Origin of the sequence: Methylobacterium sp. SyP6R (assembly GCF_019216885.1) — a bacterium.
Lineage (GTDB): Bacteria > Pseudomonadota > Alphaproteobacteria > Rhizobiales > Beijerinckiaceae > Methylobacterium.
Genome location: NZ_JAAQRC020000001.1, coordinates 3,679,950 through 3,702,289, shown reverse-complemented (window position 1 = coordinate 3,702,289; position 22,340 = coordinate 3,679,950). Strand labels below are relative to the sequence as shown.

23 protein-coding genes are annotated in these 22,340 nt (G+C 70.2%); 17 read left to right on the top strand and 6 right to left on the bottom strand.

Going from position 1 to position 22,340, the window contains the following annotated elements:
• Positions 1–48 precede the first annotated feature (48 nt).
• On the bottom strand, positions 49–822 hold the full coding sequence (locus HBB12_RS17150) for a motility protein A (RefSeq protein ID WP_236990455.1): 774 nt from the start codon (positions 820–822) through the stop codon (positions 49–51).
• A gap of 276 nt (positions 823–1,098) precedes the next feature.
• Here HBB12_RS17150 and HBB12_RS17145 point away from each other — a divergent pair, with 276 nt between their 5' ends.
• The 3 genes from HBB12_RS17145 (at position 1,099) to HBB12_RS17135 (ending at position 5,657) form a co-directional block, all read left to right on the top strand.
• A complete protein-coding gene (locus HBB12_RS17145; RefSeq protein WP_236990454.1) occupies positions 1,099–2,874 on the top strand; it encodes a glucan ABC transporter ATP-binding protein/ permease in 1,776 nt (591 codons plus the stop codon).
• A 102-nt stretch (positions 2,875–2,976) separates the two neighbouring features.
• On the top strand, positions 2,977–3,999 hold the full coding sequence (rsgA, locus tag HBB12_RS17140; protein WP_236990453.1) for a ribosome small subunit-dependent GTPase A: 1,023 nt from the start codon (positions 2,977–2,979) through the stop codon (positions 3,997–3,999).
• A 401-nt stretch (positions 4,000–4,400) separates the two neighbouring features.
• Positions 4,401–5,657, top strand: coding sequence for an SfnB family sulfur acquisition oxidoreductase (locus HBB12_RS17135; RefSeq protein ID WP_236990452.1), 1,257 nt, complete (start codon positions 4,401–4,403; stop codon positions 5,655–5,657).
• Between the two features lie 56 nt (positions 5,658–5,713).
• Here HBB12_RS17135 and HBB12_RS17130 read toward each other — a convergent pair whose 3' ends face one another.
• Together HBB12_RS17130 and HBB12_RS17125 are read right to left on the bottom strand one after the other, a co-directional pair.
• Complete coding sequence (locus HBB12_RS17130) at positions 5,714–7,234, bottom strand: radical SAM/SPASM domain-containing protein (RefSeq protein WP_236990451.1); 1,521 nt, start codon at positions 7,232–7,234, stop codon at positions 5,714–5,716.
• A 319-nt stretch (positions 7,235–7,553) separates the two neighbouring features.
• Positions 7,554–8,435 carry a YihY/virulence factor BrkB family protein gene (locus HBB12_RS17125; RefSeq protein WP_236992812.1) on the bottom strand — a complete coding sequence of 294 codons (882 nt, stop codon included), beginning with the start codon at positions 8,433–8,435 and terminating at the stop codon, positions 7,554–7,556.
• Positions 8,436–8,698: 263 nt separating this feature from the next.
• Between HBB12_RS17125 and HBB12_RS17120 the strand changes: the two genes are divergently transcribed.
• The 4 genes from HBB12_RS17120 to HBB12_RS17105 all read left to right on the top strand — a co-directional run bounded on the left by HBB12_RS17120 (position 8,699) and on the right by HBB12_RS17105 (position 10,880).
• Complete coding sequence (locus HBB12_RS17120) at positions 8,699–9,598, top strand: DMT family transporter (RefSeq protein ID WP_236990450.1); 900 nt, start codon at positions 8,699–8,701, stop codon at positions 9,596–9,598.
• Positions 9,599–9,652: 54 nt separating this feature from the next.
• Positions 9,653–9,976: a hypothetical protein gene (locus tag HBB12_RS17115; protein ID WP_236990449.1), complete on the top strand. Its 324-nt coding sequence runs from the start codon at positions 9,653–9,655 to the stop codon at positions 9,974–9,976.
• A gap of 156 nt (positions 9,977–10,132) precedes the next feature.
• Positions 10,133–10,516, top strand: coding sequence for a hypothetical protein (locus tag HBB12_RS17110; protein ID WP_236990448.1), 384 nt, complete (start codon positions 10,133–10,135; stop codon positions 10,514–10,516).
• Between the two features lie 37 nt (positions 10,517–10,553).
• The gene (locus tag HBB12_RS17105; RefSeq protein WP_236990447.1) at positions 10,554–10,880 is read left to right on the top strand and encodes a hypothetical protein; all 327 of its coding nucleotides are present in this window, start codon (positions 10,554–10,556) and stop codon (positions 10,878–10,880) included.
• Here HBB12_RS17105 and fliP read toward each other — a convergent pair.
• Positions 10,868–11,623, bottom strand: coding sequence for a flagellar type III secretion system pore protein FliP (gene fliP, locus HBB12_RS17100; RefSeq protein WP_336886936.1), 756 nt, complete (start codon positions 11,621–11,623; stop codon positions 10,868–10,870). The two genes, HBB12_RS17105 and fliP, sit on opposite strands and share 13 nt — an antisense overlap.
• Before the next feature lie 122 nt (positions 11,624–11,745).
• Complete coding sequence (locus tag HBB12_RS17095) at positions 11,746–12,918, bottom strand: hypothetical protein (protein WP_236990446.1); 1,173 nt, start codon at positions 12,916–12,918, stop codon at positions 11,746–11,748.
• A gap of 219 nt (positions 12,919–13,137) precedes the next feature.
• On the opposite strand from HBB12_RS17095, the gene flgB reads away from it, so the two are divergent.
• The 10 genes from flgB to recA all read left to right on the top strand — a co-directional run bounded on the left by flgB (position 13,138) and on the right by recA (position 21,559).
• Positions 13,138–13,542 carry a flagellar basal body rod protein FlgB gene (gene flgB, locus HBB12_RS17090; protein ID WP_236990445.1) on the top strand — a complete coding sequence of 135 codons (405 nt, stop codon included), beginning with the start codon at positions 13,138–13,140 and terminating at the stop codon, positions 13,540–13,542.
• An 86-nt stretch (positions 13,543–13,628) separates the two neighbouring features.
• Positions 13,629–14,039, top strand: coding sequence for a flagellar basal body rod protein FlgC (gene flgC, locus HBB12_RS17085; RefSeq protein ID WP_236990444.1), 411 nt, complete (start codon positions 13,629–13,631; stop codon positions 14,037–14,039).
• Positions 14,040–14,041: 2 nt separating this feature from the next.
• Positions 14,042–14,356: a flagellar hook-basal body complex protein FliE gene (fliE, locus tag HBB12_RS17080; RefSeq protein ID WP_236990443.1), complete on the top strand. Its 315-nt coding sequence runs from the start codon at positions 14,042–14,044 to the stop codon at positions 14,354–14,356.
• A gap of 17 nt (positions 14,357–14,373) precedes the next feature.
• The gene (gene fliQ, locus HBB12_RS17075; RefSeq protein ID WP_236990442.1) at positions 14,374–14,640 is read left to right on the top strand and encodes a flagellar biosynthesis protein FliQ; all 267 of its coding nucleotides are present in this window, start codon (positions 14,374–14,376) and stop codon (positions 14,638–14,640) included.
• 271 nt (positions 14,641–14,911) lie between these two features.
• On the top strand, positions 14,912–15,685 hold the full coding sequence (gene fliR, locus HBB12_RS17070) for a flagellar biosynthetic protein FliR (protein WP_236992810.1): 774 nt from the start codon (positions 14,912–14,914) through the stop codon (positions 15,683–15,685).
• 4 nt (positions 15,686–15,689) lie between these two features.
• Positions 15,690–16,754, top strand: a complete 1,065-nt coding sequence (gene flhB, locus HBB12_RS17065; protein ID WP_236990441.1) for a flagellar biosynthesis protein FlhB — start codon at positions 15,690–15,692, stop codon at positions 16,752–16,754.
• Between the two features lie 200 nt (positions 16,755–16,954).
• Complete coding sequence (cckA, locus tag HBB12_RS17060; RefSeq protein ID WP_236990440.1) at positions 16,955–19,561, top strand: cell cycle histidine kinase CckA; 2,607 nt, start codon at positions 16,955–16,957, stop codon at positions 19,559–19,561.
• A 72-nt stretch (positions 19,562–19,633) separates the two neighbouring features.
• The gene (locus HBB12_RS17055; RefSeq protein ID WP_236990439.1) at positions 19,634–19,876 is read left to right on the top strand and encodes a hypothetical protein; all 243 of its coding nucleotides are present in this window, start codon (positions 19,634–19,636) and stop codon (positions 19,874–19,876) included.
• A gap of 47 nt (positions 19,877–19,923) precedes the next feature.
• Positions 19,924–20,343 (top strand): PIN domain-containing protein, encoded by a 420-nt coding sequence (locus HBB12_RS17050; protein ID WP_236990438.1) that lies wholly within the window; start codon positions 19,924–19,926, stop codon positions 20,341–20,343.
• 163 nt (positions 20,344–20,506) lie between these two features.
• Positions 20,507–21,559: a recombinase RecA gene (gene recA / locus HBB12_RS17045; RefSeq protein ID WP_442919285.1), complete on the top strand. Its 1,053-nt coding sequence runs from the start codon at positions 20,507–20,509 to the stop codon at positions 21,557–21,559.
• 339 nt (positions 21,560–21,898) lie between these two features.
• Here the strand turns inward: recA and HBB12_RS17040 are convergent, their stop codons facing one another.
• Positions 21,899–22,312 carry an MAPEG family protein gene (locus HBB12_RS17040; protein WP_236990436.1) on the bottom strand — a complete coding sequence of 138 codons (414 nt, stop codon included), beginning with the start codon at positions 22,310–22,312 and terminating at the stop codon, positions 21,899–21,901.
• Between the last annotated feature and the right edge of the window lie 28 nt (positions 22,313–22,340).

Below are 22,340 nucleotides of genomic sequence, written 5' to 3'. Positions count from 1 at the left end.
GGCGCGCAGGCGTCGGGCCGCCTCGGGCGGCCGTCTCGTCACGATGCGTCAGGCCGCCTCGGCGGCCATCTCGTCGCGGTGATTGTGCGGCAGGTAGGCGATCAGCATCTCGCGCACCAGCGAGGCGCTCTTCGAGTCGCGGATCAGCAGCACCCCGTCGATGATGAGGGTGCGCGACACGTCCTCCTCCTCGAGCTTGACGTGCAGCTTGTCGGCGATCGGCAGGGTGATCATGTTGGCGATGAGCGCGCCGTACAGGGTGGCGAGCAAGGCGGTCGCCATGGCGGGGCCGAGCTTCGAGGGATCGGACATGTTGGCGAACATCGTCACCATGCCGAGAATCGTGCCGATCATGCCCCAGGCCGGGGCGCAGTCGCCGAAGGCGCGGTAGACCTTCGAGCCCTCGTCGAGATGCATCAGGAAGTTGTCGCGGTCGCGCTCCATCGTGTCGCGGATGAACTCGCGGTCGTAGCCGTCGGCGATGTAGCGTACGCCCTGCGCCAGGAACGGGTCCGAGATCTCGAGATTCTCGATCGCCATCGGGCCCGAGCGCTTCACCACGTCGGCGATCTTGGTGATCTCGTCGATCAGCTCGCGCGGCCGGATCGCCCGCATGTTGAAGGCGTAGCGCAGGCCCATCGGCACGCCGTGGACGATGACCGAGAACGGGAAGCGCAGCATGGTGGCGGCGGTGGCGCCGCCGAAGATCACGATCACCGCGTGCTTGTCGAAATAGGCGGCGAAGTTGCCGCCATCGATCATGATGAGCACGAACACGACCGCGATGCCGCCGACGAGGCCGGCGCCGGTTGCGATATCCATCTGAACTCGGCCCCTTCATGCGTCGTCGCGCGGCCCCGGTCGCAGGGCGCGGTCCCGACCGTCGCGTGTGTCCTGGCCCGGAGATTACGGCGAACAGGCTCAACGAACGGTAAAAATGCCGAACCCGGCGCCCGCGCCGTCATGCGCCGTTCAGCGAGACACAGTCATACACATGACCATGCGATCGAACGGCCGCCACAACAGGCCGCGCGCGGGGCAGGCGGTGGGCGAGGGCCCGGTCCGCACACAAGGGCATCTCATCAGGGTTCACCGTCGATGCGGTTGATCAGGCTCTACGTTCGGGTCATGGGCCAGCTCGGGTCCGATCTGCGCCTCGGGGCGCTTCTGGCCGCCGCCAACATCGCGCTGGCAGTGGCGGCCTTCGCCGAGCCGGTGCTCTTCGGCCGCATCATCGACCGACTCACCCACCTGCCGGCCGGCGGCGCCGGCACGTCGAGCCTGCTTCTCCTCGTCGGCGCCTGGGTGGGCTTCGGGCTTTTCTCGATCGGCGCCGGGGTCCTGATCGCGCTCCATGCCGACCGGCTCACCCATCGCAGCCGGCTGTCGGCGATGGCGAACTACTTCGAGCACGTCCTCGACCTGCCGCTCGCCTTCCACTCGGCCAACCACTCGGGCCGGGTGCTGAAGGCGATGCTGGAGGGCACGAGCGGCATGGCGGCGACCTGGCTCGGCTTCTTCCGCGATCATTGCGCGGCGCTCGTCTCCCTCGTCGTGCTCCTGCCGATGACGCTGTTCCTCAACTGGCAGCTCGGCTCGATCCTGGTCGCCCTGATGGTGGTGTTCACCGCGCTCACCACCTTCGTCCTACGCCGCACCGAGACGCTGCAAGGCCAGGTCGAGGCCTACCATTCGGGCCTCGCGGCCCATGCCTCGGACGCGCTCGGCAACGTCGCGGTGATCCAGTCCTTCACCCGCGCCAAGGCCGAGAAGGAGGCGATGCACGGCATCATCCGCGACCTGCTCGCCGCGCAGATCCCGGTCCTGTCCTGGTGGGCGCTCGCCTCCGTCGCCACCCGCGCCTCGGCGACCCTGACCATGACGGCGATCTTCGTCACCGGCATCGTGCTGCACGGCCACGGCCTGGCCACCGTCGGCGACGTGGTCTCGTTCATGAGCCTCGCCACCATGCTGGTCGCCCGGCTCGACCAGGTCGTCGCCTTCGTCAACAGCCTGTTCCTCCAGGCGCCCAAGATGCAGGAATTCTTCGACATCCTCGACACCGTGCCCGCCGTCCACGACCGGCCCGGCGCTAGGTCAGTGGCGCGGCTCTCCGGCGACGTGTCGTTCGAGGACGTGCGCTTCTCCTATGACGGCCGCCGCCCGGCGCTCGACGGGGTGTCGTTCACGGCGCGGGCCGGCGAGACCGTAGCCCTCGTCGGCACCACCGGCTCGGGCAAGTCGACGACGCTCGGCCTCCTCCACCGCGCCTTCGACCCGGATGCCGGCACGATCCGCATCGACGGCGAGGATCTTCGCGACATCGGCCTCTCGTCGCTGCGCCACAACATCGGCGTGGTATTCCAGGAGCCGATGCTGTTTGCCCGCTCGATCCGCGAGAACCTGCAGGTCGGCCGGCCCGACGCCACCGACGCCGAGATGCTCGACGCGCTCGAGCGGGCCCAGGCCTCGGAATTCATGGCGCGCCAGCCCGACGGGCTCGACACGGTCATCGGCGAGCGCGGCCGCTCGCTGTCGGGCGGCGAGCGCCAGCGGCTCTCGATCGCCCGGGCGCTGCTGAAGAACCCGCCGGTGCTGATCCTCGACGAGGCGACCAGTGCCCTCGACGCCGCCACCGAGCGCAAGCTCCAGGGCGCGCTGGAAGCAGTGATGGAGGGACGCACCACCTTCGTGATCGCCCACCGCCTGTCGACCATCCGGGACGCCGACCGCATCCTGGTCTTCCACGAGGGACGGATCGTCGAGAGCGGCACGTTCGAGGACCTGGTGGCCGAGGGCGGCCGCTTCGCCGAGCTCGCCCGGGCGCAGTTCATGGCGGCGCCGGAGCCGGACGAGTACGCCCTGGCGGCGTGAGGACATGTGTTCCGAGGGGCAGGTGCGCCTGCCCCTTCCCGCATCGTTGGTCGAGCTTGCGAGCTGCTGGTCACGAGACCGGGGTCATGTCATGGCAGACGGGTGACCGATCTTTCCCACCTCCTCCCCCTTACGCCGCTGGCGAGCCTGGGCTGGCTCACCTTCTTCGAGGAGCAGCGTGAGCCGCACGAGACCGATCTCGCTCCCATGCGGATTGCCATGGTTCACCGCTCACGGCTGAGCGCCCTGTCGGTGGAGGGACCGGTCGAGCTGACGCTTCCCGTCCATACGAACACCGGTGACTTCGCCGTCGGCGACTGGGTCCTGGTTCATCCTCGAACCCGGATGCTCCACCGCCGCCTGAACCGGAGGACGGTCCTGGAGCGGCGCGTCGAAGGCAGCCGGGCGCTGCAGCCCGCCGCAGCCAATGTCGACACGCTGTTCATCGTCACCTCCTGCAACGCCGATTTCAACCAGGCCCGACTCGAGCGCTATCTGGCTCTGGCCAACCAGGGCGGCACCAATCCGGTGATCCTGCTCACCAAAGCCGACATGGCGGCCGATGGCGACGCCTACCGCCGTCAGGCCGCCGAGTTGCAGCGCGGGCTCGACGTCGTGACCGTCAATCCCCGGCGCCCGGAGGCGGCCCGCACCCTGGCCCCGTGGTGCGGGGTCGGGCAGACCCTCGCGCTGGTCGGCTCGTCCGGTGTCGGCAAATCGACCCTGGTGAACACGCTCGCGGGTCCCGGGCAGGCGCTTCCCCAGGAAACCGGGGCGATTCGCGAACACGATGCCAAGGGACGCCACACCACGACCTCTCGGTCCTTGCACGCCATCGCGGGGGGCGGCTGGGTGATCGACACGCCGGGGATGCGAACGCTGCACGTCAGCGGCGCCGAGGACGGGATCGCAACGCTGTTCGCCGAGATCACCGAACTTGCCCCCTCGTGCCGGTTCCGCGACTGCACGCACGCGCACGAACCCGGCTGCGCCGTGCAGGCCGCCATCGCCGACGGCGCGATCAACCCCGAGCGCCTGACCCGCTGGCGCAAGCTCCTCGATGAAAACCAGGACAACACGCCGGCCCCCGCCGGCCCCCGCGGCCGACGGGGTGGCGGCGGGTAGGCATGTCCTATCAGCGGCCCGGGCCGCGGTGAGCGGCTCACGCTGGCGGCGCATCGATTAGGTCTCGGGCAAGCCGATCGGACTTCGAACCAACGCCGTCGATCGCAGCCGACGCTCCCGCGCCGAAAAAATGCGTTTGCCCGATCGCCGATCGGCGAAAACGAATTTTTAGAAATCAGAGAAATTAAGCGGAACGCTTCGTTTGACGAAGCGGCATCCGTCGGCAATTCTTCTGCGGCACGATCAAGTCGAAGCCATTGATCGCGATCATCCTTGTCCGATTCATGTCTGACGAGCCGGCAATCCCGCCTGCGCGAGCGTCGGACCTTTTGCCCCGCGCGCCGGGGAAGGGGACGCCCCCGCCTACCGCCAATCCTGTCCACCGATTGCGGAGCCAGCCCATGAACATCGCCGTCAATCCGAGCCACATCGCCGAGCCTGCGCCGCGGGGCGCGCCCGGCCCCGCCCGCCCGGCCGAGCCCGCGCACGTCATCCGCGACGACGCGGAGGCGATCCGGATCGCCCACGCCCTCGCCGCCCGGTTCCGGGAGGGCGCCTCGGAGCGCGACCGCACCGGCGCCCGTCCGCTGGCGGAACTCGACGCCTTCTCGCAGAGCGGGCTATGGTCGATCAACGTGCCGCGCAGCCATGGCGGGCCCGAGGTGTCGTACCGGACCCTCGCCCAGGTGATCGCCATCGTGGCGGCGGCCGATCCATCGATCGCGCAGATCGCCCAGAACCACCTCGGCATCGTCGCGGCGATTCGCACCGTCTCCGATCCGGAGCAGCAGGCCGACCTCTTCGCCGCGGTGCTCGCCGGCACCCGCTTCGGCAACGCCTTCTCGGAGAAGGGCACGAAGCGCGCCGCCGAGTTCGAGACGCGCTTCACCGATCACGGCGACCACGTCGTCGTCCGGGGCCGAAAATTCTACGCGACGGGGGCGCTGCTCGCCCATCTCGTGCCGATCGTGGCCATCGATGACGAGGGCCGGCCCTGGTACGCCATCGCCGATCGCGACGCGCCGGGGCTGACCGTCATCGACGACTGGTCGAGCTTCGGCCAGCGCGGCACCGCTAGCGGCACCGTGCTCATCGACGACGTGCGGGTCGAAAAGAGCCGCCTGGTGCCGGCCTGGCGCGGCTACACCGCCCCGCGGGTCGACGGCGCGATCTTCCAGATCATCCAGGCGGCGATCGATGCCGGAATCGGGCGCGCCGCCCTCGACGATACCATCGCCTTCGTGCGCGAGAAGGCGCGGCCCTGGATCGACAGCGGCCAGGAGCGGGCCTCCGACGACCCCTACACGATCCGCGCCGTCGGCGACCTGACGATCCGCCAGCACGCGGCGGAAGCCCTGCTCGACCGGGCCGGCCTCGCCATCGACGCGGCGGTCGCGGAGCCGACGCCCGACAGCGTGGCGGCGGCCCAGCTCGCGGTGGCGGAATCGAAGGTGCTGACCACCGAGGTCGCGCTCGCCGCGTCCAACACGCTGTTCGAACTGTCCGGCACCCGCTCGACGCTCGCCGAGCACAACCTCGACCGGCACTGGCGCAACGCCCGCACCCACACCCTTCACGACCCGGTGCGCTGGAAGGTGGCGATCGTCGGCAACCATGCACTCAACGGAGTCAACCCGCCGTTCCACGCCTGGAGCTGACCGGGCCGGGCGCCGGGCTTCGCGGACGGTGGAGGGGCGTCTCCTCGCCGATCCGTTCAGAGATCGTCGTCGAAGGTTGCAGTCGGGATGCCGTCCCGGTTGAGGCTGTTATGCGCGCCGTAGCGGTTCACCGCGTTCCGGAACTGGCAGGAACGGCAGAGCTCGGGCGGGTCGCTCGAGTTGATGCGTTGGCGCAGGCGGCGATAGCGCTCCCCGGTCCAGATCCCCTCCAGGGTATCCTCCGTCAGGTTGCCGATCTTCGCGCCCGGCACGCAGCAGGCCATGACGTCCCCGTTCGCCAGGACGGTCGCGGTTTCCCATGGCAGGAGGCAGGGCTGCGGGCTTCCGGTGCCGGGACGGTCGTGGAATTCCTCGCCGATATTGAGCTGCACGCCGAGGGTCTCTGCCAGGGCCACGGCGTCGCGGCGCATGGCGTTGAAGCGCTCCGGCTCGTGGACGAGGGACTCGGCCAGCATCGGGGCGTGGTAGACCTCGAGATGGCGGCAGCCGATGGTATCGACGCCGGCTTGCGCGGCCCGCTCCACAAAACGCGGCAATTCGTGGATGTTCGACCGCATCAGCGTGAATCCCAGGCTGATGACCAGGTTCCGGTCCCGGCCGTGCCGCGCCCGCGCCTCGACCAGCCGCGCGGCGGCATCGAAGATGGTGTCGAGGTGGGGCGCGCCGATCCGGATGGTCTGGTAGGTCTCGTCGGTCGCGGCATCGATCGAGATGCTGACCGCGTCGACCTTGGACGCCATGATCTTGGCGATGCGCTCATCCGTCAGGTAGGCGCCGTTCGTGTCGATATGGACGGCGATGCCGAGGCCCGTCACGTAATCCAGTTCGCCGGGCTTCTTGTGGTCGGCGAACAGGAGGTCGCCGCTGTAATCGGTGAACATCCAGGTGATCTTGCCCGCCGCGACGAGGCCCTTGATCTCGTCCTTGATTGCCGACGACATGCGGACTGCACGCTTGCGGGAATGCCGCGAGATGCAGTGCGTGCAGTTCATGTTGCAGGAGGTGAGCGGGCTGTACAGCAATCCGGGCGGCGAACTCGCCACGGTCTCGGGCGAGCTGAAGATCAGTCTCGCCTGCAGGCCGTGGGACACGAACAGGCCGTCGCGGGTGTGAAGCCCGCCATGGCCCGCGATCCGCTCCTCGCCGCGCGAGACGAACGCCGTCGGCGACTCGTGCGCGCCGATCGCCGGCGAGGTGAGCCTGAGGGCGAACAGGGCGCCCTTCGAGTTCGGGAAATTCGGGAAGTAGACGTGGTGGTACGCGTTGTCGATCAGTTCGCCCGGCTCGATCGTGCAGCTTGCCAGGGCCTCCGTCGCGATCTCCGGCCATGCGGCCGGGCCGACATGATGCTCGTCGACCTCGAAGAGTTCGACGACGATCGGGATCGCCTGGGGGCGGCAATGGATCCCGAAGCGGATCGAGATGCCGCTCAGATGATCGTCGGGGCAGCGAATGAGCTGAACGACGCCGCCGAGTTGGTCGATCGGGCCGCAGATCCGATGGTCCTGGCTCTCGTCGATCGGTCCGCGAGGGGCGAGCGTTTCGACCGGCGGCAAGTCTCGTGGCAGTGACGGGACGAAGGTCCGACGCATCGCCTGCGAGGCAAGCGCGATGAAAGATCGTCCCATATGCCCCATCATCTTGGCCGCCCTGGTCGTTCGACGATCACCCGCTCCGACGATGTCCCGGCTGTGACGCGTCGCAAGCGAAGCACCAGCATACGCCATCGCGCCGGCCGCCTCAGTAACTTGCGGGACACAATCACGCGGTGAAAGCGTGTGTCGGCCACTCTACCGGGGAAGACGTTGGGCGTGGGCCAGGAATGACCCTGCGCCGGCCGGGATGCCCCCGGCCACCCTCTTGAGCGGAAGGCCCCTACATCAGCTTCACGGTGTCCCGCCGGCTCTGGGCCCGGGCCTGGAGCCGGCGGCGGCGGGCGGCGATCACCGTGCCGTTGATCTCGCCGCCGAACAGGAACATCGCGGCGAGCCAGTAGACGAAGACGAGGAACACCATCGCGGTGGCGAGGCCCCCGTAGGTCGACACGTAGGCGCTCGAGAACCGGTCGAGGTACATCCCGAAGCCGAGGCCGGCCAGCACCCACAGGCACAGGGTCACGGCGATGCCGGGTAGCACCATGGCCACCGGTCGGCGCCCGGCGGCGATGAACTTGTGGGCGATCACCAGCACGCTGGCGACGAGCAGCACCGTCACGCCGACCCGGCCGACCGCGACGGTGAGGCCGAGCGGCTCCAGCCCCGGCGCCACCAGCAAGAGACCGCGCCAGACCAGGGGGCCCAGCACCACCAGGAAGGTGAAGGCCAGCATCGCGAAGGCGGCGCAGATCACGTAGCCGATCGATTCCAGCCGCGTGAGCCACCACGGCCGCATCTCCCGCAACCCGTAGGCCCGGTTGAGCCCGACCCGCAGGCTCTCGACCCCGCTCGACGAAAAGTAGAGCGCCAGCACCGCGCCGAGGGTGAGGAGACCGCCGCGCTGCTCGGTCAGCACCCGGTGGACCTCGTTGGCGATCGGTCCCGCCACCTCGCTCGGCCAGATCTCGAACAAGAGGTTGCCGGCTTCGTCGGCGAGGGACTTGGTGCCGAACACACCGGCCAGCGCCGTGAGCAGGATCAGGAACGGGAACAGCGAGGTCAGGAGCGAGAGCGCGATGTGGCTGGCGATCGCCCAGCCGTCATGGGCGACGAAGCGCTGGGCCGCGAGGGCGGCGATCTCCAGGGCGGTGCGGGGACGGATCACGGCGCGCGGGCTCTCGGGGTGGTCGTTCCGGCGGAATCGTCGTCTCAGGTAGAGCGTGGGCGCCGGTCCTGGAAAGGCGAGAGGGCAGAATTGCGGCCTGCGCGTCCTTCCGGGCACGCAGGGTCGTCCGGGGAAAGGGGAAACCCGCGCCGTTCTCGTCTCAAAAGCTTATTCGGACAGCCATGCCCGGCACGGGCGGGGGGCTATTCTCGCGGCGCCGGTTGCGGAACGGCCGCGCTCGTGCTCGTTGCGCAGGCATCATGAGCCGCCTCCTGCCTCTGTCCGACGCTTCCTGGCCCGCCCGCCTGGCGCCCGGCCTGTTCGTGCTGATCTGGGCCACGGGCTTCGTGGTGGCGCGCCTCGTCGCGCCGCATGCCGAGCCGTTGACTTTCCTCGCCGTGCGCTTCGGCCTCACCGCCATCGTGCTGACGGGCCTCGCCCTCGCGGTCGGCGCCCGGTGGCCCCGGGGCTGGCGCGGCTGGCGCGACGCGATGGTGGCCGGGATCCTGATCCAGGGCCTCTACCTCGACGCGGTGTTCTGGGCGGTGCATCGCGGGCTGCCCGCCGGCATCGCCGCCCTGGTGGCGAGCCTGCAGCCGTTGCTCACCGCGGCGGTGGCCGGGCCGCTCCTCGGCGAGCGGGTCTCGGGCTTGCGCTGGCTCGGCATCATGGTCGGCCTCGTCGGCGCCGGGCTGGTGCTGGCGCCGAAACTCGGGGCGACCGGGGCGGCCGGCGGCATCCCGCCGGAGGCGCTGGCCGTGTGCTTCTGCGGGACCATCGCCATCACCCTCGGCACCCTGTGGCAGAAGCGCACGGCTGCCGCCGTCGACCTGCGCACCAACGCCGCCGCGCAGTTCATCGGCGCCGTGCTGCTCACCCTGCCGCTGGCACTCCTGACCGAGCGAGGGGAGTTCGACCTCTCGGTCCCGCTTCTCCTCGGTCTCGCCTGGGCGGTGTTCGGCCTGTCGGTCGGCGGCATCCTGATCCTGCTCGGGCTGATCCGCCGCGGTGCGGTGGCGGGCGTGGCGGCCCTGTTCTACCTCGTGCCGCCGGTCTCGGCCGCGATGGCCTTCGGGCTGTTCGGCGAGACCTTGGGCCCGGTCCAACTCCTCGGCATGGTGGTGGCGGTGGCCGGTGTGGCGATCGCCAGCCGCGGTTAAGCCCCTGGTGGGATTCGAGGCCTTAGGCTGCGGCGGTCTCCGGAGACCACCCGCATGCTGCGCCCCGCCCTGACCGCTGGCCTGACGATTTCGGTGCTCGCCGCGAATGTAGCGCTCGTCGCCCCCGCGATGGCGGGAGGCGAGCCCGACGCCTTTCGCCCGGCGCCCGCCGCGTCCGGCCGAGTCCGCCCGGGAGACGTGCCGGCTCCCCGATCCGTCCGCGGGCCGCACCGGCCCGGCCTCGTGCGCTTCCGCGGCTCGCCGGTGCAGCCGGTCTCCTACGGCGAGACCGACGGCGCGGTCTTCCACGCCTGGCTGCCGCGCAACGCCGACCTGCCGATCTACAACATTCCGCCGCCGTTCTTTCCCGAGCCTTGACGGGGTCTGCCCGAGCCTTGACGGGGTCTGCGCGAGCCCTGGCGGGGGCCGCCGGAGCCCTGACGGAGCCGTCTTGAAGCACCGACATCCGGCCTGGATCGAAGCGGGACACTTGGGCGTTAGACCTGGCGTAAAGACCCGTCAGGGAGCCGAGCCGTGCCCGATGCGATCGCACCATCCCACGATCACGTGCCGCCGTCTCCGATACCACTCGACCCGGACCTGCGCCCGATCGACCTCGCGGCGCCGGGTTCTCCCGACCGTCTCGACGACGAGGCGCGCCTGCACCTCGCCCGTGCCGGGCAGGACGCCCTCGATGCGTGCCTGAGCCGGTTCGCCCCCGAGGAGCGCGCGGCGTTCTGGCGCGCGTTCTGCCGCTGCTACAACCGGCCGTACAATGCCGCCGAGATCCCGCCGCCCGAGACCCCGCCGCCCGAGGCCTCGCATCCCGGCGCCGTGCTTCAGGCCTCGCCGGGCCCCGTTCCGGCCCCGCACGTGATCGAGGCCGTCGGCATCCTGCCGGAGGTTGCGCACCGGTGATCGCACGTGCGGCCCGCAGCGGGCGAGCCGGAGGCCGATGAGCAGGACACCCCCCGGCGGTCCGTCCCTGGCTCCCGTCCTGTCCCTGGACGAGCAGATGGGCCGGGTCGCCGCGGCCTGCCGGAACCTCGCCTGCGAAGTCGTGCTCCTCGGCCTCGCGGTGCAGAGCGCCTGGTTCGAGGCCTGGATGCAGCCGTTCCTCGCCGCGGCGGAGACACAGGCCGTCGGCCTCGCGCGTCGGGCAAGGCGCGACCGTCTGATGCGCCGCGGCGTGCCGGCCCACCTCGCGGGGGAGGCCCTGCGCCTCGTCCCGCGCGGCTCCCGGCCTGAAGGCGCGGGCAGGGGGGCGGATCAGCCGCCGTAGCTCTGCACCAGGGACCCGGCCACCAGGGTCCAGCCGTCGACCAGCACGAAGAAGATCAGCTTGAACGGCAGCGCCACGGTGGCGGGCGGCAGCATCATCATGCCGACCGACATCAGGATCGACGCGACCACGAGGTCGATGATCAGGAACGGGATGAACAGCAGGAAGCCGATCTCGAAGGCGCGGCGCAATTCCGAGATCATGAAGGCGGGGGTCAGGATCTCGAGGCCGACCGCCTCCGGTGTCGCCGGAGTCTGGGCCCGGGCGAGGTCGAGGAACAGCTTCAGGTCCTTCTCGCGCACGCTGCGCAGCATGAAGGCCTTGAACGGCTGGCTCGCCCGCTCGAAGGCCTGCGTCTGCTGGATCTGGCCCGCGAGCAGCGGCTCGATCCCGGTGCGGTAGGCCTCCCGCGCCGTCGGCGCCATCACGAAGGCGGTGAGGAACAGCGACAGGCTGACGATCACGGCGTTCGGCGGCGCCGTCTGGGTGCCGAGCGCCGAGCGCAGGATCGACAGCACCACCACGATGCGGGTGAACGAGGTCGCCATCACCAGCACCGAGGGCGCGAGCGCCAGCACGGTGATGAGGGCGACGAGCTGCAGGGCCCGTTCGGTGACGCCGCCGCTCGGGCCGAGATCGACGGTGAGGCTCTGCGCCATCGCCGTCCCGCCCGACAGGACCAGCAGGGCCACCGTCGCTCGGCAGAGAATCGGGAGGAGGGAGCGGGGAGTGCGGGGCGCCATGGCGGCGCACCCTGGCCTTCACGGGCACGGCCCGCAAGCGCCGCGCCCGCCGCACCCTGTCGAGGGCGGGCGGGCGCGGTTCCGATGCAACAGCCCCGGACGCCCGGGGATCGGCGAGAGGATCAGCGCTTGTCGAGCGGCCGGCCGAGGAGCCGGGCGAACTCGGCCTCGATCTCCTCGACCGAGAACGGGTTCTGGACCGAGGCCGGCTTCGCGGCCGGGGCCGGCTCTTCCGGCGGCGGGGGCGGAGGAGCCGGGGGCGGCTCGGGGATGGGTTCCGGCTCCGGCGGGGGGGACGAGGCCGGCTCGGGCTCCGGCGGCGGGGGCGGAGGCGGCTCGGGGATGGGTTTCGGCTCCGGCGGGGGCGGTGGGACCGGTTCGGGCTCCGGCGGCGGGGGCGGCGGGGGCGCCGGCTCCGGTGGGGCCGGCTCGGGCTCCGGCGGCGGGCTCGCCGTCACCGGGGCGGCCGGGCGGGCCGGTGCCACCGCCGAGGAAGGCCGCCGCAGGGCCTCCTCGAGCTGGCGGGCCATGTCGTTGAGGATCGCTGCATCCACGGTCCGCGGCTCGGCCCCGCGGGTGCCGGCCGGGGCGGGAACCGGCTCGGGGGTCGGGACCGGTTCCGGCGTCGGCGGCGGAGCCGGCACCACCGGCGGCACCGGCGCGGTGAAGGCGGGAGCCGCGAAAGGAGGCGCCTCTGGAGCCGACGGCATCTCCAGGGGAGGCGGCGTCTGGCGGGCGGCGCGCAGGCTCGGCGGCTCGACCCGGCGCGAGGCGTTGAAGCGCGAGGACGGCCGCGCCGGCTCGGGCGGCAGATCCGGGGCCGGGGCATCCTGCCGGGGGATCGGCGCGAAGGCGGCCGCGACCCGTTCGGGCTCCGGCTCGGGGAAGGGCGGCGGCAGGGGCGCCGGTTCGGTGCCCGCGGGCAGGGGGAGCGGGGCCTCGCTCTCGGGCTCCGACCGGTCGGCCAGCTCCGCCGTCACCCGGGTGCTGCCGGTCCGCACGATGTTGCGCTCGACCACCACGTCGTTCGGTCCGCCGACCAGCAGCAGGTGCTCGGTGTTGTCGCGCCGCAACAGGATCAGCTGGCGCTGCCGGTCCAGCTCGTAGATGTCGACGATGCCGAGCCGCGGCTGCCGGCTGCGGCCGGTCCCGCCGTTGCCCCCCAGGGTGAGGCGGCCCCGGGCGAACCGTTTCGCCCCGAGGGCGAACAGGCTGAGGAGCACGACCATGATCAGGAAGACGATCAGGTAGGAGAGCAAGGGCGAACCGTCCGTCCCGAGGATCGAGGAGAGCAAAGCATGGTCTCTCATATGAGGCGCACGCGGGGCACGCCGACGATGGGGAGCCTTCTAGCACGGCTGTGCCGGGCCTGCGCAGGGGACGTTTACATATCGTTAACAGCTTTGAGAGGCGTTGCGGACGAGCCGCGCGGGACGCGACGACAGGTGTCGTCTTAACCAGGTTTTAACCATGCGCTAGGCAGATTGTGCCGGTCAAAACCGGAAGGCCCGCCCGTGTCGGTCACCGATCTCCCCCTCGTCGCGATGTTGCGCAACCGGATGCAGTGGCAGCAGACGCGCCAGAAGGTCCTGGCCGAGAACGTCGCCAATGCCGACACGCCGGGCTTCAAGGCCCACGATCTCAAGGCGCCGCGCTTCCGCCCCGACGGCACCCTGGCGGCCGCCGGCTTGCCGGGGGTCGGCCTGGAGCGCACCAGCCTCGTCCACCTCGCCGGGACCGGCCAGGCCTCCCCGCCGGAGGAGCGGGCGGGCACGCGCTTCGAGATGATGCCGAGCGGCAACGCCGTGAGCCTTGAGGACGAGATGCTGAAGGCCGCCGACAACCAGGGCGACTACCAGCTGGCGAGCCTCCTCTACCGCAAGAGCCTGCAGACCCTGCGCATCGCGGTCGGCAAATAGTTCCTCCCGAACCCGCCGCCGCGCCGGCTCCTGCCGCGCCAGTCGGCTCCCCGAAACTTCGTCACACCGACCCGAGGTGGGTTCCCATGGATTTCAGCAAGGCGATCGGCATCGCGGCGTCCGGACTCAAGGTCCAGTCGGGCCGGATGCGGGTGATCTCGGAGAACATCGCCAACGCGGATTCGGCGCCCACCAGCGCCACCGCCGAGCCCTACCGGCGCAAGATCCCGACCTTCACCAACCACGTCGACCGCGAGCTCGACGCCTCGGTGGTGGATCTGGGCCGGGTGCGCAAGGACCAGAGCCCGTTCCGCTCCAAGCAGGATCCGGGCAACCCCGCCGCCGACGCCAACGGCAGCGTGCGGATGCCCAACGTCAACGTCCTCGTCGAGACCGTCGACATGCGCGAGGCCCAGCGCTCCTACGAGGCGAACCTCAACATGGTCACGCTCACCAACCGCATGGTGTCCCGCACCATCGACATCCTCAAGGCCTGACCATGACCACCAACGCTTTCGCGGCCGGCGCCTACGCCGCCATCCAGAACATGGGCCGCACGCCCACCTCCGGCATCGCCGGGGGAGCCGGCACGGGGGAGGGCGGCTTCACCCAGCTCCTGTCGTCGGCCCTCGACGGGGTGTCGGAAGCCGGCAAGCGCGCCGACGGCCAGGCCATGGCGGTCGCCGCCGGCAAGGCCAACGTCGTCGACGTGGTGACCGCCGTGGCCGAGAGCGAGACCGCGCTCCAGACCCTGGTGGCGGTGCGCGACCGGGTGATCTCGGCCTACGAGGACATCATGCGGATGCAGATTTAAGGAAGCGTTGGCGCCCGATGACCGGTCTCGCCATTCTCGACGTCGCCCGCGACGGCATCCTCACCTTCCTGAAGGTCGCCGGCCCGCTGATGGTCGTCGCCCTCGTCGTGGGCCTCGTCGTGTCGCTGTTCCAGGCCCTGACCCAGATCCAGGAACAGACCCTGATCTACGTGCCCAAGATCGTCGCGGTCTTCGCCGCGATGCTGCTGATGCTGCCCTTCATGGGCGATGCGCTGGCCGGCTACATGACCCGCATCGCCGCCCGGATCGCCTCCGGGGGTTGAGCGGGGGAATCCGGATGAGCGGGTCGAGCACGGATTTGACTTGCGGGCGGCGAATCACGGAAGCCTGTTTCATCCTAACCGCGACCTCATCCTGAGGTGCCGAAGCGAAGCGGAGGCCTCGAAGGAGGGCTCCAGATGCCGCTGCGATCCCTGGAGCACTCCTTCGAGGCTCCTTCCAGTCGCACCTCGGGATGAGGTCGTGGTTGGGACGGGCCGCTCGATGCGCCGAGCCGAGTTCGACAATCCCTATTCACCCCGAGTCGCCCCGGACGTGAACCTCCTCCTTCCCGGCCTCGCCTCGGCCTACCTCCTCACCTTCGCGCGGGTCGGCACGCTGGTGATGCTGATGCCGGGCGTCGGCGAGGCGATGGTGACGCCGCGCCTGCGCCTCGCCTTCGCGCTGCTGCTCTCCCTGGTGCTGTTTCCGGTCGCCCGCCCGCTGCTTCCCGGGGGCACCGGCCCGGAGCCCGGCGGCGCCGGCACGGCGCTCGTCGGCGTGCTGTTCGGCGAGATCGCGGTCGGGCTGGTGCTGGGCCTGAGCGTGCGGGCGGTCATCGCCGCGCTCCAAACCGCCGGGACGATCATCGCCCAGCAGCTCGGCCTCTCCTACGCGATGACGGTCGACCCGTCCCTCGGCAATCAGCAGGCGACGCTCGGCAGCTTCTTGAGCCTGCTCGGCCTCACCCTCGTGCTCGCCTCCGACCTGCACCACCTGGCGCTCGCCGGCATCCGCGATTCCTACGCCCTGATGCCGCCGGTCGGCATGCCGGCGACGGGCGATGCCGCCGCCTTCGCGGTGCAGGCGGTGGCCCGCGGCTTCACCCTGGCGGTGCAGATCTCGGCGCCGTTCATCGCCTTCGGCATCCTGTTCAACCTCGGCCTCGGCGTGCTCTCGCGCCTGATGCCGCAGATGCAGGTGTTCTTCGTCGCCACCCCGGCGGCGATCCTGATCGGCATGCTGGTCTTCCTGGCGACGATCGGGGTGATCATGGGGGTGTTCGTCGACGATCTCGGCCGCTTCCTGGCCGATCTCGGGAGGGCGTGAGCGGATGTCGGAACAGGCCGACCAGGAAGACCGCACCGAAGACCCGACCCAGCGACGCCTCGACGACGCGATCAAGCGGGGCGACGTCGCGACGAGCCAGGAGGTCAACACCTTCCTGATGCTCGGCGCCTTCACGCTGGTGTTGATGATCGGCGCCGCGCCCCTCGCCCGCGGCCTGCTCGCCGACCTGCGCGGTCTCCTCGCACATCTGCACGAGGTGCCCTCCGATCCGGCCGGCTACCTCGCCTTCGGCCGCCGTGCGCTCCTCGCCGGGCTCCTCGCGCTCGCCGTGCCGATGGGGGCGGTGGCGGCGGCGGGCCTCGTCGGCGGCCTGTTCCAGCACCCCCTGGTCTGGACCACCGAGACGCTCGCGCCGAAATTCAGCCGGGTCTCGCCGATGGCCGGCCTCAAGCGGCTGCTCGGCCCCGAGGCGTGGTTCCAGTTCGGCAAGGGGGTCGTCAAGATCCTCCTCGTCGGCATCGCCGCCGGTATGGTCCTGTGGGGCGACCGCGACCGGCTCGAGGCCTTCGCCCGGATCGAGCCGCAGGGCGTGCTCCAGGGCACCCTCGCGCTCTGCCTGCGGCTGATGGGCGCGGTGCTGGCCTCCTACGTCGTCGTCACCCTCGGCGACGCCTTCTACCAGCGCTTCCGCTGGCGGGCCAAGCTTCGCATGTCGAAGCAGGAGATGAAGGAGGAGATGAAGGAGCAGGACGGCAACCCGGAGGTGAAGGGGCGCCTGCGCCAGATCCGCATGCAGCGGGTCAAGAAGCGCATGATGGCGGCGGTGCCGGGGGCCAGCGTGATCGTCACCAACCCGACCCACTACGCGGTGGCGCTCCGCTACGAGGCCGGGATGGCGGCACCCGTCTGCGTCGCCAAGGGCGTCGACGCGCTCGCCTTCCGCATCCGCGAGGTAGGGCGCGAGCACGGCGTGCCGGTGGTCGAGAACCCGCCACTCGCGCGCGCGCTCCACGCCACCGTCGACATCGACGAGGCGGTGCCGCCCGAGCATTACCGCGCGGTCGCCGAGGTGATCGGCTACGTGCTGCGCCTGCGGCGGCGGCACTGATCCGCGGCCCGGCCGATTCCGCTCGGGCCGCGTCAAGCCCGCGCGGCGCCTGAGCGAAGGCGCTTTAGCGTGCCGGAACGAACCGGGAATTCATTCCACGGAAACGCCGTGCCTGCTAGGGAACGGACGAGACGGCCCGTTATGGGCAAGAGAATCGGGATCCGGACGCGGCGCCGGCCCCTGGGGAGTGTCGAGGCGACATGCCGGAGTTGAGCTCATCCGCGGCGGAATCCGCCCTCGACCGCTCCGAGCGGCCCGGCCGGGTCAGCCTGCTCCTGCTGCTGGCCGGCCTCCTCGTCGGCGCGGCGGTGGGCCTGAGCTTCGTCGCCAACGAGCAGGCGCAGCCGATTATCCTCGGCCTCCTGGCGCTGCTCGCCATGGCGGGGGTGTTCTGCCTGTTCGCCTTCGCCATCGGGGCGATCCAGCTCACCGGCCAGGGCACCCGCAACGACGTCACCAAGGCGGTGGTCGATGCAGCCCCCGACGGCATGATCGCGATGGAAGAGGGCGGCCGGCCGATCTACGCCAACGCCGCCTACCTGAAGCTCGCCGGCAGCGACACCTTCACCAACCTGCGCCCCGTCGAGCGGGTCTTCGTCGGCTCGCCGGAGGTGTCGGAGGCGGTCTACCGCCTCGCCCAGGCCGCGCGCGAGGGCCGCTCCCTGTCGGAGGAGATCCGCATGGCGCCGCCGCCCGGCGGCACGGCGGAGCGCGACTTCGCCTGGTTCCGCATCGGCGTGCGGCCGCTGCCGCTGCCGCGCCGGCCGGTCTCCCTGTGGAGCGTCGCCGACATCACCCACGAGCGCGAGCGCCAGGAGAACGTCTTCCAGGAACTCCAGCACGCGATCGACTACCTCGACCATGCCCCTGCGGGCTTCATGGCGGTCGATCCCAAGGGCTCGGTCGTCTACATGAACGCGACGCTCGCGGCCTGGCTCGGCCACGACCTGGCCCAGGTCGGCTCGGGCGGCTTGCGCCTGTCCGAGATCCTGCCCGACGATCTCGGGCCCGTCCTCGTCGGCGGCAAGGGCGAGCCCGGCGAGGTCCGCACCGACCGGTTCGACCTGGACCTGCGCCGGCGCAACGGCCACCCGCTCTCGGCCCGGCTCTACCACCGGGTCGCCTACGGCCAGGACGGAAGGCCGGGCGATTCGCGCACCCTCGTACTCAACCGTTCCGCCGGCGGCGAGACCGACGATCCGCAGCAGGCGGCAGAACTCCGCTTCGACCGCTTCTTCAACACCAGCCCGGTCGCGGTGGCGACGCTCGCCGCCGACGGGCGGCTCGTTCGCGCCAACGCCTCCTTCGCGCGGCTGTTCGGCACCCTGCCGCGCACCGGCGACGGCAGCGAGGTCGGTCCGCCGGTGCGCGACTTCGTGGTCGAGCGCGACCGCCACGTCATCGAGGCGGCGGCGCGCGCCGCTGCGGAAGGCCGGGGCGACGTGCCGCCGGTCGAGATCGGGGTCTCGGCGCCGGTCAACCGCTCGGCCCGGATCTGGCTCAGCCCCGCCGGTACGGCCGGCGGCGCCGAGGGCGCGGTGATCCTCTACGCCCTCGACACCACGGCCCAGCACCAGCTCCAGCAGCAGGTCAACCAGGCCCAGAAGATGGAGATGGTCGGCCAGCTCGCCGGCGGCATCGCGCACGACTTCAACAACGTGCTCCAGGCGATCATCGGCTACTCGGACCTCCTGCTCGCGAGCCACCGGCCGACCGACCCGGCCTTCCAGGACATCATGCAGATCAAGCAGAACGCCAACCGGGCCGCGAGCCTGGTGCGGCAGCTGCTGGCCTTCTCGCGCCGCCAGACCCTGCGGCCGGAGGTGATCCATCTCGGCGAGGCTCTGTCCGACCTCACCCTGCTCTTGAAGCGCCTGCTCGGCGAGCGGGTCGAGCTCGACCTCAAGCACGGCCGCGACCTCTGGCCGGTCAAGGCCGACGTCAACCAGTTCGAGCAGGTGATCGTGAACCTCGCGGTCAATGCCCGCGACGCGATGCCGGAGGGCGGGCGCCTGCTGATCCGCACCGCCAACATGATTGCGGAAGCGGTGGGGGCGTTGCGCCTCAACGGCCTGCCGGGCACCGACCACGTCTTGATCGAGGTGAGCGACACCGGCACCGGCATGACCCCGGAGGTGATGGAAAAAATCTTCGAGCCGTTCTTCACCACCAAGGAGGTCAACAAGGGCACGGGCCTCGGTCTCTCGACGGTGTTCGGCATCGTCAAGCAGTCCGGCGGCTATATCGACGTGCGCTCGACCGTCGGCCAGGGCACGGTCTTCGCCATCTACCTGCCGCGTCACGTGCCGGCACCGGAGGTCGAGGCTCCCGAGGCTCTGCCCGAGATCGCCTCGCCCGCATCCGGCACCGCTCCGGCCGCAGCGGCAGCGCCCGCGTCTGCGGCGGAACCGCCGAAGCCGCCGGCCCGCGACCTCACCGGCCACGGCACGATCCTGCTGGTCGAGGACGAGGATCCGGTCCGCGCCGTCAACGGCCGGGCGCTCACCGCCCGCGGCTACACCGTGCTGGAAGCCGCTTCGGGCCTGGAAGCCCTGCAGATCATGCAGGAGCGCGAGGTGCCGGTCGATCTCGTCGTCTCCGACGTGGTGATGCCCGAGATGGACGGCCCGACCCTGCTGCGCGAACTCCGCAAGGCCCATCCGAACCTGAAGGTGATCTTCGTCTCGGGCTATGCCGAGGACGCTTTCCGCAAGAACCTGCCCGACGGCGAGGAATTCAACTTCCTGCCCAAGCCGTTCAGCCTGAAGCAGCTCGTCGAGACGGTGAAGACCACGATGGCGGGGTGAGGGGAGGCCGATCGCGTCCTTGTGGCCGCCGCCCGCCGGACTTACATCCATGTATGTAACCAGGAGGTGGCCATGAAGACCGCGATCAGCATGCGCGAGCTCCAGAAGATGTCGGCCGGCGCGATCCAGGCGCTGCCGCACGCGATGCCGATCAAGAACGGTACCGCGACCGTCGGCATCCTGTTGCCGATCCGCAGCGTGTCTCCGGAACATATGCGCAAGGTGCTGGCCGACATCGATGCGGCGGCTGCCCGGCGGACACCGGAGGAGAACGCCGCGATCGACCGGTTGCTGGCGGAGCGCGGCATCGAATGACGATCTGATCGATCGTCGCTGTGAGAACGTCGCGTCCCCCCTCGCCGATGATCGTCGTCGGTACCAATATCATCCTGGGCGTCATCCTTGGACGACGGTCTCGTCCGGCCTTCGAGACCGTTCAAGTGTGCCGAAAACTCGTCACTTCGGCTCGCGCCGTCGACGAGGTTCGTGGCGTGTTGCGCGATCTGCCAGGGGCTCGAGGGGAGACGATCGCGCAGGCCGAAACACTTCTGAGCAGTCTCACGGTAATCGAGGCCTACGCGTACGACGAGCAACTACCCGAGGCAGCCCGCGTCCTCTCCCAAGCCGTCGCATCCCGCAACGGCTCGACCAGCGACGCGCATCTCCTCGCCTGCGCCTGGCTGCTGGATGCCGACATCTGGAGCCACGACCGCGACTTCGCCGGGACCGGCTGGCCGTCCTGGTCGAACGCCAACCTCCTCCGGGCCCTCGACGGCCCCTGATCCCCCCGAAAAATCCCCCGGCGAATGCCCCCACGCCCTTGCCGAATGAGAACAAAACAAGTACGTAACACCCAGCCGCGAGATTGAGACTTAGCGCCCCTCCTGCCATAAGGACCCCGCCGACATGGCTCAGCCCCAGACGCGAGTGGTGGAATTTCCGACCATGGACAAAGACAAGTCGAAGGCGATCGACGCCGCCCTCGCCCAGATCGAGCGCGCCTTCGGCAAGGGCTCGATCATGCGGCTCGGCAAGGGCGACAAGGTGCAGGAGGTCGAGGTCGTCTCGACCGGGTCGCTCGGCCTCGACATCGCGCTCGGCGTCGGCGGCCTGCCGCGCGGCCGCGTGATCGAGATCTACGGGCCTGAATCCTCCGGCAAGACCACGCTCGCCCTCCACACCATCGCTGAGGCCCAGAAGAAGGGCGGCGTCTGCGCCTTCGTGGATGCCGAGCACGCCCTCGATCCGGTCTATGCCCGCAAGCTCGGCGTCAATCTCGACGACCTCCTGATCTCCCAGCCCGATACCGGCGAGCAGGCGCTGGAGATCACCGACACCCTGGTGCGCTCCGGCGCCATCGACATCCTGGTGGTCGATTCGGTGGCGGCGCTGACCCCGCGGGCCGAGATCGAGGGCGAGATGGGCGACCAGCAGCCGGGCCTCCAGGCCCGCCTGATGAGCCAGGCCCTGCGCAAGCTTACCGGCTCGATCTCGCGCTCGAACTGCATGGTCATCTTCATCAACCAGATCCGGATGAAGATCGGCGTGATGTACGGCAGCCCCGAGACCACGACGGGCGGCAACGCGCTGAAGTTCTACGCCTCGGTCCGCCTCGACATCCGCCGCATCTCGACCCTCAAGGATCGCGACCAGCCGATCGGCAACAGCGTCCGGGTCAAGGTGGTCAAGAACAAGGTGGCACCGCCGTTCAAGCAGGTCGAGTTCGACATCATGTTCGGCGAGGGCGTATCGAAGGTCGGCGAGCTGATCGATCTCGGCGTCAAGGCCGGCATCGTCGAGAAGTCGGGCGCCTGGTTCTCCTACGACAGCCAGCGCCTCGGCCAGGGCCGCGAGAACTCGAAGGGCTTCCTGCGCGACAACCCCGATATCGCTAACAAGATCGAGGCCTCGATCCGGCAGAATTCGGGGCTGGTGGCCGACAAGATCCTGGAGAACGCCACCCCGACGGCGGACGATCTCGACGAGGGGTCGGCCTGATCTTAACGGATCGGCACCGACGATATCGGGGGCCGCCGCGCGACGAGCGCGGTGGCCCCTTCCGTTTTACGGGGCTGTAAAGGACCGAAAAAGCGCGGGTATCCCCCTCTCCCCGCGGGCGGGGAGAGGGCTCCATCGACCTTGTCGTCGATGGAGCAAGCGCAGGCGAAGCCGGAGCGAGGGTGAGGGGGCCTCGACGAGTGAGGCTCCTCCGGAAACACCCCCTCACCCTCGCCCTGCGGGCTCCTTTCGTCCCCTGCAAGGGGGACGAAAGCCTCTCCCCGCCCGCGGGGAGAGGGGAAACCCGCGCCTGTTCTGGTCCTCCGAAAGACCCGCTCGTCACAGGGCTCCCGGCCCGGCCCAGCCGAACAGCCCGGCGAACACGAACCCGATCCCGACGATCGCCACGCCCCAGACCGGCGTGCGGATCCACGGAATGCCGAAGCCGTAGATCGGCAGGTAGAGGAGGCGAGCCCAGAAATAGAGCTCCGCTCCCCACGCCACCGCGCCGCCCTGACGGCCCGAGACCGCGGCGGCCAGAACCAGGGCGGCGAAGAGCGGGAAGGTCTCGAAGAAGTTGGCCGAGGCCCGCTTCAGCCGGGCGGCGGCGCCGGTGACCTCACCCTCGTTGTCGCGGTTGCCCGCCGCCCAGGTCAGGCCGCCGCGCTGCTGGAGCCCGGCGACGGACGCCGCCATGATGTGGACGAAGCCGAGGGCGGCCGAGAGGGCGAGGAGGCGGATCTCGTCGGTCATGATGGCGTGGCTCCTGCCGGGCGGGCCG

Bases quoted from the DNA above. Each gene is read 5' to 3' on its own strand.
- HBB12_RS17150 (WP_236990455.1), bottom strand. From the start codon at position 822: ATGGATATCGCAACCGGCGCCGGCCTCGTCGGCGGCATCGCGGTCGTG.
- HBB12_RS17145 (WP_236990454.1), top strand. From the start codon at position 1,099: ATGCGGTTGATCAGGCTCTACGTTCGGGTCATGGGCCAGCTCGGGTCC.
- HBB12_RS17135 (WP_236990452.1), top strand. From the start codon at position 4,401: ATGAACATCGCCGTCAATCCGAGCCACATCGCCGAGCCTGCGCCGCGG.
- HBB12_RS17120 (WP_236990450.1), top strand. From the start codon at position 8,699: ATGAGCCGCCTCCTGCCTCTGTCCGACGCTTCCTGGCCCGCCCGCCTG.
- HBB12_RS17115 (WP_236990449.1), top strand. From the start codon at position 9,653: ATGCTGCGCCCCGCCCTGACCGCTGGCCTGACGATTTCGGTGCTCGCC.
- HBB12_RS17105 (WP_236990447.1), top strand. From the start codon at position 10,554: ATGAGCAGGACACCCCCCGGCGGTCCGTCCCTGGCTCCCGTCCTGTCC.
- fliP (WP_336886936.1), bottom strand. From the start codon at position 11,623: ATGGCGCCCCGCACTCCCCGCTCCCTCCTCCCGATTCTCTGCCGAGCG.
- flgC (WP_236990444.1), top strand. From the start codon at position 13,629: ATGGATTTCAGCAAGGCGATCGGCATCGCGGCGTCCGGACTCAAGGTC.
- fliE (WP_236990443.1), top strand. From the start codon at position 14,042: ATGACCACCAACGCTTTCGCGGCCGGCGCCTACGCCGCCATCCAGAAC.
- fliQ (WP_236990442.1), top strand. From the start codon at position 14,374: ATGACCGGTCTCGCCATTCTCGACGTCGCCCGCGACGGCATCCTCACC.
- flhB (WP_236990441.1), top strand. From the start codon at position 15,690: ATGTCGGAACAGGCCGACCAGGAAGACCGCACCGAAGACCCGACCCAG.
- cckA (WP_236990440.1), top strand. From the start codon at position 16,955: ATGCCGGAGTTGAGCTCATCCGCGGCGGAATCCGCCCTCGACCGCTCC.
- HBB12_RS17055 (WP_236990439.1), top strand. From the start codon at position 19,634: ATGAAGACCGCGATCAGCATGCGCGAGCTCCAGAAGATGTCGGCCGGC.
- HBB12_RS17050 (WP_236990438.1), top strand. From the start codon at position 19,924: ATGATCGTCGTCGGTACCAATATCATCCTGGGCGTCATCCTTGGACGA.
- recA (WP_442919285.1), top strand. From the start codon at position 20,507: ATGGACAAAGACAAGTCGAAGGCGATCGACGCCGCCCTCGCCCAGATC.
- HBB12_RS17040 (WP_236990436.1), bottom strand. From the start codon at position 22,312: ATGACCGACGAGATCCGCCTCCTCGCCCTCTCGGCCGCCCTCGGCTTC.